Raw genomic sequence first — 320 nt, 5'->3', positions numbered from 1 at the left:
AAAATCTGCTTTTGTCTCCAAGGGTCCGTCAAAATGCTTAACCCAATTAATAATATCCGCTTTTGTTTTATACACTTCTTCATTCTCCCTCTAATTATATCTCTAATAAAACTGTGGTTCTGCTACTGATTGAAAATCTACATCGTATCTATAATCTGTATTTTTCAAAGCCTCTTTAACCACTTTAACCACCTCTTCCTTCTTATCTTTTAAAATAAGAGGAATAAGAATTTTATTAATTGTTTCTACTACTAACCCCTTCTCTAATTGTCCGGTTGAGGTATTTCTTTCTGGGTAACGCATATTTTCTACAGTCCTAG

1 protein-coding gene is annotated in these 320 nt (G+C 32.8%); it reads right to left on the bottom strand.

The annotated features are described in order from the left end of the window. Positions 1 to 102 precede the first annotated feature (102 nt). Positions 103 to 320, bottom strand: a 218-nt coding sequence (locus STRDD11_RS13440; protein ID WP_206512732.1) for a hypothetical protein, incomplete at its 5' end; no start/stop codon positions are given.

Origin of the sequence: Streptococcus sp. DD11 (genome assembly GCF_001578865.1) — a bacterium.
GTDB lineage: Bacteria > Bacillota > Bacilli > Lactobacillales > Streptococcaceae > Streptococcus > Streptococcus panodentis.
Note: the sequence above shows the minus strand (reverse complement) of the source record. Positions and strands in the feature narration are given on the sequence as shown.